The 9,962-nt window shown below is 36.4% G+C and carries 8 protein-coding genes and 2 pseudogenes; 8 read left to right on the top strand and 2 right to left on the bottom strand.

The window, feature by feature from the left end:
- Positions 1-118: 118 nt before the first annotated feature.
- Positions 119-802, top strand: coding sequence for a sugar phosphate isomerase/epimerase family protein (locus JCM9157_RS15570; RefSeq protein ID WP_369384764.1), 684 nt, complete (start codon positions 119-121; stop codon positions 800-802).
- Positions 803-845: 43 nt separating this feature from the next.
- On the opposite strand, the gene JCM9157_RS15575 is transcribed toward JCM9157_RS15570, so the two are convergent.
- The gene (locus JCM9157_RS15575; protein WP_035666147.1) at positions 846-2,147 is read right to left on the bottom strand and encodes an alpha-glucosidase/alpha-galactosidase; all 1,302 of its coding nucleotides are present in this window, start codon (positions 2,145-2,147) and stop codon (positions 846-848) included.
- Between the two features lie 102 nt (positions 2,148-2,249).
- Between JCM9157_RS15575 and JCM9157_RS15580 the strand changes: the two genes are divergently transcribed.
- From JCM9157_RS15580 to JCM9157_RS15595, 4 genes and pseudogenes are all read left to right on the top strand, one after another.
- Entirely contained in the window at positions 2,250-3,140 is an 891-nt protein-coding gene (locus JCM9157_RS15580) for an AraC family transcriptional regulator (RefSeq protein WP_052013186.1), read from the top strand.
- A 78-nt stretch (positions 3,141-3,218) separates the two neighbouring features.
- Positions 3,219-4,590: pseudogene (gene rlmD / locus JCM9157_RS15585) on the top strand (23S rRNA (uracil(1939)-C(5))-methyltransferase RlmD).
- A gap of 271 nt (positions 4,591-4,861) precedes the next feature.
- Positions 4,862-5,680, top strand: coding sequence for a MerR family transcriptional regulator (locus JCM9157_RS15590; protein WP_035666152.1), 819 nt, complete (start codon positions 4,862-4,864; stop codon positions 5,678-5,680).
- A gap of 93 nt (positions 5,681-5,773) precedes the next feature.
- A complete protein-coding gene (locus tag JCM9157_RS15595) occupies positions 5,774-6,988 on the top strand; it encodes an MFS transporter (RefSeq protein WP_081734210.1) in 1,215 nt (404 codons plus the stop codon).
- Positions 6,989-7,102: 114 nt separating this feature from the next.
- Here JCM9157_RS15595 and JCM9157_RS15600 read toward each other — a convergent pair whose 3' ends face one another.
- Positions 7,103-7,648, bottom strand: a complete 546-nt coding sequence (locus tag JCM9157_RS15600; protein WP_035666156.1) for a helix-turn-helix domain-containing protein — start codon at positions 7,646-7,648, stop codon at positions 7,103-7,105.
- A gap of 316 nt (positions 7,649-7,964) precedes the next feature.
- Here JCM9157_RS15600 and JCM9157_RS15605 point away from each other — a divergent pair, with 316 nt between their 5' ends.
- The 3 genes and pseudogenes from JCM9157_RS15605 to JCM9157_RS15615 form a co-directional block, all read left to right on the top strand.
- On the top strand, positions 7,965-8,372 hold the full coding sequence (locus JCM9157_RS15605) for a DoxX family protein (RefSeq protein WP_035666161.1): 408 nt from the start codon (positions 7,965-7,967) through the stop codon (positions 8,370-8,372).
- Positions 8,373-8,375: 3 nt separating this feature from the next.
- Positions 8,376-9,332, top strand: coding sequence for a VOC family protein (locus JCM9157_RS15610; protein WP_052013187.1), 957 nt, complete (start codon positions 8,376-8,378; stop codon positions 9,330-9,332).
- A gap of 296 nt (positions 9,333-9,628) precedes the next feature.
- Positions 9,629-9,934, top strand: a pseudogene (locus JCM9157_RS15615) (GTP cyclohydrolase); the annotation flags it as partial.
- Between the last annotated feature and the right edge of the window lie 28 nt (positions 9,935-9,962).

The following is a 9,962-nucleotide window of genomic DNA, read 5'->3' on the forward strand; positions in this document are numbered from 1 at the left end:
TGAAACAATGGATAACATTAGCTTCTAAGCATCACTTCGAGGCAATCGATACAGATGGCGTAGCTTAGAACAATTCATACAGCAAGAAGGATTAGCTCAAGCAAAATCACACTTAAACATGCATGGTATTGAGATTGCCACAATCGGACTTTCAGTTGAATGGCGAACAACTGATGAGGAATTTGTTAACGGCTTAGAGCGCTTAGTATTAGATGCGAAAGCCGCCTCCACTCTTGGCTGTCGCACTTGTACAACTTACATTCTCCCGTCAACAGATCAAGATGCTGCACCGTTTATGGCAAAAGCTACAACTAGGCTTCGTACATGTGCTCAAATTTTAGCTAGCTACGGGATTCGGTTAGGACTTGAGTTTGTGGGCCCGCATCATTTGCGGACAACGTGGAAAAATCCTTTTATATGGAACTTACAACAAACGCTCGAATTCATTGATGCCATCAACGAAAGAAACGTTGGATTATTAGTAGACGCCTATCATTGTTACACAAACGAAATCAGTCATGAAGAGCTAGGTCGTCTAACAGCTGATCAAATCGTTCATGTTCACATAAACGATGCCAAGAACATTCCAGTGAAAGACCTACTAGACAACGACCGTTTGTATCTAGGAGAAGGAGTCATAGATTTAATTGGCTTTTTACAAACTCTACAGAAAATTGGCTACACAGGAGCCGTCTCTCAGGAAGTATTAACCATTGAACCACCAAAAGAAGACACTGAATCTTTAATAAAAAAGTCAGCTGAAAACTATGCAAAGCTATTTCATGCTGCCGGGATAAACTAAAAAAAAAACGGTTGTTTCAGTGTATGAAACAACCGTTTTTATATTACCGATATTCCGGTAAATAATCACCGTGAGCCTTAATAAGCTCATCACATAAAGCAATAATATCGTCCATAGACAATTCTGAATTGGTATGTGGATCAAGTAAAGCAGCTTGATAAATGTGTTCCTTTTTCAATGTGACGGCCGCTTCAATAGTTAGAAGTTGAGTGTTAATATTCGTACGATTTAACGCCGCTAATTGTTCAGGTATTTCCCCAACATAGCATGGAATAATACCATTTCGATCAACAACACATGGAACTTCAACACAAGCGTTTGTAGGTAGATTAGAAATTAAGCCACCTGTGTTTAACACATTACCACCGAATTTAAAGGGCTTATTCGTTTCCATCGCCTCAATAATTTGAGAACCATATTCATGTGTACGTTCGTGAGTTAACTGAGCGTTGTTGACAATTTCCTCGCGCATTTCTTCCCAACCTTTAATTTGGTTGATACAACGACGTGGGTATTCATCTAAAGGAATATTAAAGCGATCAATTAACTCTGGATATCTGTTTTTTATAAAGTAAGGATGATATTCTGCATTATGCTCGGAAGATTCCGTGACGTAATAACCGAATTTGTCCATCAGCTCAAAGCGGACCATGTCATCATGTTTTGTCTTTTGTTTTTCCTTCGCTCGTCTCTTAATTTCAGGGTAAAGATCTTTCCCATCCTTTTTCACTTCTAGTAGCCACGCCATATGATTAATACCGGCAATTCTTTCCTCAACACCTGTTGGATCCATATCTAGTGCTTTAAACAAGTGATCTGTACAGATCTGAACACTATGACATAAACCAATCGTCTTTATTTTTGTATGGCGCAGCATAGCGCCTGTTAATGCAGCCATTGGATTCGTGTAGTTGAGTAGCCAAGCATCTGGACATACTTCTTCCATATCGCGGGCGAATTCAAACATCACTGGAATCGTTCTTAAACTACGGAAGATCCCTCCAATTCCAACTGTATCGGCAATGGTTTGACGCAATCCATACTTTTTAGGAATCTCAAAATCAATAACGGTGCTAGGTTCATAGCCCCCGATTTGTACAGCATTAATGACATACTTTGCCTGTCTTAAAGCTTCTTTCCGATCACTATAAGCTTTCACTTTGATAGACGGATTGTATTTTTTAGAGAGATTAATTAACATTTGCTCAGAGTCTTTTAGCCTTTTTTCATCAATATCAAACAAGGCAAATTCAAAGTTTTCTAATGCAGGTACAAACATGCAATCACCTAATACGTTCTTAGCGAATACTGTACTTCCTGCACCGATAAACGTAATTTTTGACATGGAATAGCCTCCCGTTGGTAAAATATTGTTAGATATAATACTATGATAAAGCGGTTACTTTAATTGAACAATGGTAATATGGTGTGAATGGAGGGTAATATATTGCGCTCAGATAAAGAGAACATAATCTATGAAACAATTGCATTCCGAACACAGGAGCAAGCGATAGAAACATTAGTTGATGTATATGCAACTGGGAGAGAAAGAACAAGTTCAACATCTTACCGCTGGGATGGAATGCGACGAGAAAAAGAAGAAAATTTTGTTTTTCAGTATACGTTGCAGGGGGAAGGATCCATTGATATAAAAGGAAATACATATTCATTACTACCAGGCCAAGCATTTATGGTTCAAGTACCAGATGAGCATTGCTATTACCTTCCTGAAACAAGTGAAGGCTGGGAGTTTATCTTTCTCACTTTAAGAGGACAGGCCGCTTCTACTTGTTGGGAAAAAATAACGAGTCAATTTGGACACATTCTTCAAATTCCTCTTAATTCTAACTTGATTCAACTCGTCATGAACATTTATCAACAGGCATGTGATGAAGATTTAATCGATCAATACTATGCATCGTCTCAAGCCTATGCGTTTATTATGGAATGCTACAGATATAGTAAACAATTAAGATCGAGCGGGCATTTACCAGATAGTGTGCTTCGCGCTGTTCATTATATTGAAATGTATTATCAGCTACCCCTAACAATTGAGGATATTGCTAATTCAGCTAATCTATCTAAATACTATATCATTAGACTTTTTCGTGAAACGCTAAATATGACACCTATTCAATACTTACAGAAAATACGACTACAACAAGCCATTCATCTTCTGAGAAATTCTGATTTAACGATTAAAGATATTGCAGGAAAAACTGGCTACTCCAACGATAACTACTTTAATAAAGTTTTTCGGAAGGTCATCGGAATTTCTCCAGGTGATTTTCGCAAACGTAAACACTCAATTCCGTTTGACCGCTTAGTCATTCAGTAAGGTTCACTAGCGATTTCGACTAATCGTTTGGTTGTGGTACAATAACTACCAGTATACGAATAAAGGACGGACCAACTCATGAAACAGCAATTACCTGTAAAAAAGAATGATCAACTTCAAGTAACGATCGAGGATCTGACCCATGAAGCGCTGGAGTCGCCAAGGTGAATGGTTACACTCTTTTTGTTCCGAAGGCGTTACCGGGTGAAATAGTCGATATAAAAGTAACAAAAACAAATAAAGCTTTGGTTTCGCACGTTTAATGGAAATAAAAGAAGCGAGCGAGCATCGCGCGGAACCTCCATGCCCAATTTACCATCAGTGTGGTGGTTGTCAGATTCAGCATCTTAGTTACGAGGCTCAGCTTCTGACAAAACAAAAACAAGTCAAAGACGTGTTAGAAAGAATCGGTGGCTTAAAAGATGTGGTTGTCCATCCTACTCTAGGAATGGAAGAACCATGGCGTTACCGCAATAAAGCTCAAGTTCCAGTTGGTGAAGAGGGCGGGTTAATCATAGCGGGCTTTTATCAAGAAAGAAGTCATCGCATTATTGATATGGACGAGTGTCTCATTCAACACGAAGAAAACGATCAAATCATTCGAGTCGTCAAAAAAATTGCTAATAAATATGGAATCAGAGGCTATGATGAAGAAAAGCACCGCGGTACGTTAAGACATGTTGTTGCCCGAAAAGGAAAAGTAACGAACGAAGTCATGGTTGTGTTCGTTACACGTGGGAAAGAATTACCGAATAAAAAAGCGATAATCGAAGAAATCATCGCAGAGGTACCAAATGTAAAATCAATTGTGCAAAACATTAACACAAAAAGAACCAATGTCATTTTTGGGGACGAGACAACCGTGCTTTGGGGTGATGAGTACATTCACGATTATATTGGTGAGATTAAGTTCGCCATTTCCGCACGCTCATTCTATCAAGTGAATCCGGAACAAACAAAAGTGCTTTATGATAAAGCATTAGATTACGCCAATTTAACAGGAAACGAATCTGTTATTGATGCTTATTGCGGAATTGGTACAATCTCGTTATTTTTAGCTCAACGAGCAAAGCATGTATACGGAGTGGAAATTGTTCCAGATGCAATTGCAGATGCCAAACGAAATGCTGAGTTAAATGGGTTTACCAACGTTGATTTCGCGGTAGGAGAAGCAGAAAAGGTCATGCCTTGGTGGTATGCACAAGGAATACGCGCTGATGTGATCGTAGTCGATCCTCCACGAAAAGGCTGTGATGAGGAATTATTAGAAACGATTGTTTCGATGAAACCAAAACGAGTCGTTTATGTGTCATGTAACCCAGCAACATTAGCTCGGGATTTAAAGTTTCTAGAAGCTGGTGGATATAAGACGAAGGAAGTACAGCCGGTGGATATGTTTCCGCATTCGACGCATATAGAAAATGTTGCGGTACTTGAATTAAAGAACTAAGTAAAATGAGCCTATTTTAGGCTCATTTTTTATTTTTATAAAATATATCTAACAAAACGTTAATTTTTATAGTTGTTATAGAAGTTTAATTGATAGATTAAGAAAATGGAATTCCGAAAAAAGTAAAATGAGTTGGTTACATAAAAGAGACGATTACGTTCAAAGTGATTGTCTTTTTACGTCTGTAGTCCTTAAGGAAAAGATAGTGATGTTTTGGAACAAAAAGTGGATATGATAGTGTAAAAAAAGATAATCGGGAAAGGATGCTAAAATGAAAAATCTGTTTACAATAGGAGAAATGGCTAAACTTCATAATATGACGATGAAAACACTGAGATATTATGATGAAATTGGAATACTAAAACCAATTCAAATTGATGAAAGTAATGGATATAGGTATTATTCAACAGAACAGTTTGAGCAATTAAATACAATTCAGTATTTAAAAAAATTAGGTTTTTCTTTAAAGGAAATTAAGGATCACCTTGATCATAGGGATATTGATGGTTTCTTAGAATTATTAGAGAAGCAAAAAAAATTAACAGAGCAAAAAATAAAGGAACTCGAGCAGGTGAACCGTAGATTTCAAAACCGTATCCGTGATATAACAATAGCTCGAGAAATTATGGAAGTTGGAGTGGTGAAATTAGTTGAAAAAAATGAGAGGAAGGTACTGAGATTGATGGGGGAAATGGGTTCAGATCCCGAAATAGAGATTTCATTGAGGCAATTAGAGAATATGGCGAATGTAAATTCTTCCATTTTTATTGGTGGTGTTGGGCTGACAATAGATATAAAGAATATTAGAGAAAAAAAGTTTCATGAATATAACTCTATTTTCATCTTAACGGAGGAAGATGATATTGAGAGCCCTTTAATTACAAATTTTCAAAAAGGAAAATATGCAAGTATTTACTATCGGGGAGACCACAGCGAATCGTCTCGATATTACAATGTGCTACTAGATTACATCAACAAAAATGGTCTTCAAATTATGGGAGATTCTATTGAAAGAATGATCATTGACCATTACATATCAAAAAACAAAGAAGATCACCTGACAGAAATACAAATTCAAGTTGCCTATTGACCTTCCCCTAAGGGGAAGGTTTATTATTTGTCTTGCTGCTTGAAAAAACCTCGATAGATTTTGGACTAGACAATCAAATAAAGGAGGATGGAAATGACTAAGATGAGTCATAAAGTTTGGTCACTGTCATTTATTTTCGTATTGGTTTCTAATGCTTTAGTCTTTATGATTTTTGAAATGCTTTTACCAACCCTGCCTTTATTCATCACGACCTTAGGTGGAGGAGCAAGTCAGGTTGGTTTAGTAACAGGGATTTTTATGTTATCGGCTATTTTTATCCGTCCGTTTGCGGGTATTCTTGCAATGAAGGTTGATAAAAAGCTACTTTTAGTTTTAGGGATTTTCATTATGGCCCTATCTACAGGTGCCTATTACCTCTCTAACCATATCTCAACTTTATTACTTATTCGTTTGATTCACGGGGCTGGATTTGGTTTAGTAACAACTTACTTTGCGACACTTGCGGCTGAAATCGTTCCCAGAGATCGTCGTGGTGAGGGGATTGGTTATTTTGGTGTTGGAGAGACGGTAGCCATCTCGATAGGGCCAATGATTGGAATTATGACGCTAGAATTATATGACTTTCAACGATTATTCTTTGGGGGAATGGCCGTTCTTTTCTTAGCTGCTATTATGGCTATTTTCATCAAAAGAGCACCTATTGGTAAAGATTTAGATAAACAAGTAAGTGGGCAATTTAAGCTCTTGGAGAAACGAGTCCTTTTTCCGGCAGTACTTATCTTATTAATTGGAATTGCAGCAGGAGGGATTATGTCTTTCTTTTCTCTGTACGCGTTAGAAAAAGATTTTACTCAAGTAGGATTATTTTTCTTATTAATAGCTGCGGCAAGTTTTATGATTCGATTAATATCAGGGAAAATGTTTGATGTGTATGGGCCAGCCATTATTCTCATACCGGGATCGATTCTGTCGATTACAGGTTTGATTATCCTATATGTAGCAGTCAGTGATAGCATGTTTTTAATAGCAGCTATCTTTTATGGATTGGGTTTTGGTGCTATTTTCCCAGCTATTCAAACATGGTGTCTGAACTTAGTGGAGGAACATGAACATGAGGATGCAATGGCTTCATTTTTCAACTTTTTTGATTTAGGTATTGGAGGAGGTTCCTTTATCCTTGGACTAGTTGCTACAGTTACATCTTATCAAGTAGTATATCTGGTTGCATCCATTATGTATGGTGTGGTTCTGATAATTTATCTTGTTTACTTTGTTATAAAAAGACAATTAGCTAAACACAGCGAAAAAAATGGAGAAGTGAAAAATCAGCAATCCAGTAGTCTTTGATGTTAGAGAGGCTTTTGGTACGTTTGGTGATAGGTTCAATGCAGTCAAAAAATAGGTTAGCAATTTCACTTGCTAGCCTATCGACCTGTATGTAAGGAAGCTCAACCACATCCGTTATAGTAGATCTTCTAATTTGGTATCTGAATAAATTGCGATTAGGATGACGGATTTTGTATCACCAATATTTTTTACACTATGTGGAACACTTGCATTCCAGCTAAAAGAATCACCTTCTTCTGCGATAATAGAGTCTTCCCCTTGTTCAGCTAGGACTTTTCCTTCTAGCACTAAATGGCACTCTTCTCCTTCGTGGGCATGAGTCTCATCTTCTCCAATGGCAAAACCTGGTGGGGATTCAACGATCATGATTCGTAACGGGCCTTTTGAGGTTATGTGCTCGATTTTTAAATTTTTCAATGAAGAGGTTCTTCTCTCATCTTTACGAACAACACGCATATGCTGCTTTTTCTCTAATAATAAATAAGGTAATGGTACCTTCAGATACTCGGCAATCGTATTCAGTGTATTAATCGAAGGTGACGTATTATTGTTTTCGATGTTACTTATAAAACCTTTTGATAGGCCTGTACCCTCACACATTTGCGCGATTGTAATCTTTTTTCTTTTTCTAATTGAGCGAATTTTAGTTCCTATGTCCAACCTAATCACCTCTAAGTGTTTTCATTTAAGAAACTAATAATAATAGTAGCAAAATCATTGACAGTCTACAAGTCTATTGTTACCATACAAGAAACAATTATTCTTATGACAAAACAATGAGTGTTTTATTTTTTTGATTATTTGTTTTTAAATATGAATATTTTTTCGGTATTAAGCTACTATTGATCTTCGTTTACATGAAAGATAAACGTCTAGATCCTTTTAAATAGAGATTGTAAGGAGGATAGATAAAATAAGGTGTTACTAAATAAACTTTTGCATTATAGATTAAATATAAATTTCAGGAGGAACAAAAATGAAAAACAAACAAGAAATCGGTGCGTTATTATTAAGAGTAGTTTTAGGAATCATTTTTATTGGACATGGTACCCAAAAATTTCAAGGTGGTATTGAAAACATTGCTGGCTGGTTTGATAGTATTGGGTTGCCTGGAGTCTTGGCTTATCTAGTAGCGAGTATCGAGTTGGTTGGTGGAATTGTGATATTACTTGGTTTAGCGACTCGAATCGTAGGAGGACTTTTCGTCATAGTACTATTAGGGGCAATCGTGACAGTTCAACTAGCAGCAGGTTTTATTGGAGGATACGCGTACGATCTTGCATTACTGGCCATCTCTGTATACTTACTACTAAATGGAAGTAAATTATATTCTCTAGATAGTTATATAGTAAAACGTAAAGGGGACAGACCTTTCTGGTTGTAATAAATGAAAAATATAAAAAGCATTACGGTAATGTTTATTATTGCTATTGTCATTGCACTAGTTATATTTCAAAAAAAGGAAGGACACAAAGAGGAGATGAATATGGAAACTTATACAGGTAACATGGAACCTAGAATTGGATATGTCGAGTTGAAAGTTTCTAACTTAGATCAATCTTTAACCTTTTATAGACAATTAATCGGGTTTCAAGTATTAGAGCGTGATGATAAAACAGCGAAACTAACTACAGATGGTTTGGTACCGCAACTTCTATTGATAGAAGAAGAAACATATGTTGAAAGACCGCTTAGAACAACAGGTCTCTACCACTTTGCGATTGTTGTTCCTACTAGACAAGATTTAGCATTGTCCACAATACATTTAATTGAAAATAATTATCCGATACAAGGGGCTTCTGATCACCAGTATAGTGAGGCAGTTTACCTAGCTGATCCAGATAATAACGGAATTGAAATATATGTAGATAGAGATTCAAATCAGTGGAAAAGAGACGGAAATGGTGGTTATGTTGGAGCAACCGATGCATTAGATGTCGAGGGTTTATTCGCTGAAATAAAGGATAAGACTTGGACTGGTTTACCAAGAGGAACAAGAATAGGTCATATGCATCTACAAGTATCAGACATTGAGGAATCAGAGAAATTTTATGTGGAAGCTCTTGGGTTCCAGATTGTTGCCAAAGAAACTCATATGCTTTTTGTATCGAAAGATGAATATCACCATCACATAGGAATGAACATTTGGGCAGGAAAAGAGTTACCTGCTCCTCCAAAAAATGCATTAGGCTTAAAATACTTTACCTTTCATTTGACTGAAGAAGAGTATGATCGTGCAAAGGAGAATCTAGGTCGTTTAGGATTCAATTATAGTGAGGGCCAACAAGAAATGTTTGTTGAAGATCCTTCCGGAAATACCATTAAATTTCTAATCAAAAACTAACCTTTTTTAGGAAATAAATTGAATAATAAGCAAACCTGTATCACTAATTACTATGTAATGAAGATACAGGTTTTATATGTAAACCATTAATTATGTAAGTTCTATTGTTTCTAGTGTGGATGATGTTGCACTAACAGGTGGCATTATACAGTTGATTAGGTTAGAAAGATCATTAATTTTTGAAAAGTGGAAAGGAAAGCACCTAAAATGGTCACGCTAAGGGGAGATCTAAAAAAACACTAGTAAAACAGTCTTACTCATCATCAATAATCTAATTACAAAGGAGTATCAAATATATGCAAACAACTTATGATTCTAAAGTTCTTTCTATTTTAGAGGATAAAATTCAGCTAATTGAAACAGATAAAGGAGCAATTTATCTAGTGGGTCCGATACGGCTTCCCGTTAATTTGGATAGAGAAACAGTAGTATTTCAGTGGTATTGTTGGTTAAACTGTGATGAAGTGACAACAAAGTATGAAAGAATTATTAATAAGCTAGCATCTACAAATTTAGCTGAATTACAGCAGTCAAGTGTTTTAGTATTTGGAGACTTTGCTAATGCGGAAGAAGCTGTCATTAGAATGCACTCTATTTGTCATTTACTGGTGTACGATTTTTGGATTTGAG

The sequence above is a fragment of the Halalkalibacter akibai JCM 9157 genome (assembly GCF_000513135.1).
GTDB classification, from domain to species: domain Bacteria; phylum Bacillota; class Bacilli; order Bacillales; family Bacillaceae_D; genus Halalkalibacter; species Halalkalibacter akibai.